The sequence below is a fragment of the Pseudomonas sp. USTB-Z genome, from assembly GCF_019691255.1.
Lineage (GTDB): Bacteria > Pseudomonadota > Gammaproteobacteria > Pseudomonadales > Pseudomonadaceae > Aquipseudomonas > Aquipseudomonas alloputida.
Window position 1 is genome coordinate 1 of the sequence record NZ_JAECZP010000063.1, and the last position, 930, is coordinate 930.

Sequence of the window (930 nt, forward strand, 5' to 3'; positions counted from 1 at the left end):
CTTGCGCAGGGATTCGAGCAGGTCGAGGTTTTCCTCACCGGGAATGCCGAATACATACTCGACACCTTCGTTTTCCAGGCATTGCACAACGACATCGGCGGCCTTGGCCATCTTGCTTGCTACCTCAAGTGATGGGACGGGGAAGTCCAGAAATGCGCAGCACGGTACGCTGGCATCGCCAGGTCCAGAGCAGAAGTGCCCCGAACCAAAGTCTTGACGTAGGGGGGGGGCGGGAAAGTCACGTTAATGATGCGTGGAGGCCAATCTAGCCTGGCGTCGCACCATCCTCTGTAGGAGCGGGTTTACCCGCGAAGAGGCCGGCCCTGCTGGCCAATCCCCACTTGCCGTTCACCGTTGCCGCCGCCACCGTATTCGCGGGTAAACCCGCTCCTACACAGTTTGGTGGTGGACACACATCGAGGGGGGACACAGGCCGTCGTAGGAGCGGGTTTACCCGCGAAGAGGCCGGCCCTGCTGGCCAATTTCCACCCGCCGTTCACCGTTGCCGCCGCCACCGTATTCGCGGGTAAACCCGCTCCTACACAGATTGGTGGTGGACACACATCGGGGGGTGGAAACAGGCCGTCGTAGGAGCGGGTTTACCCGCGAAGAGGCCGGCCCTGCTGGCCAATTTCCACCCGCCGTTCACCGTTGCCGCCGCCACCGCATTCGCGGGTAAACCCGCTCCTACACAGATTGGTGGTGGACACACATCGGGGGGGTGGAAACAGGCCGTCGTAGGAGCGGGTTTACCCGCGAACACCGGCGAAGCCGGTGCCCTACACCGAGCTGCCCGCTCCCACAGTGATTCGAGCAGGTCCAGTTTTTTTGCCCACAAAGACAAAACCCCTACCTGCATGTGCAGATAGGGGTTTTGCGAAATGAATCTTGACGATGACCTACTCTCACATGGGGAAACCCCACACTACC

General features: G+C 60.8%; 1 protein-coding gene. It reads right to left on the reverse strand.

Annotated features, from left to right (window positions below):
- Positions 1 to 111, reverse strand: a 111-nt coding sequence (locus I8746_RS26845; RefSeq protein WP_221101207.1) for a thiamine pyrophosphate-binding protein, incomplete at its 3' end; no start/stop codon positions are given.
- Between the last annotated feature and the right edge of the window lie 819 nt (positions 112 to 930).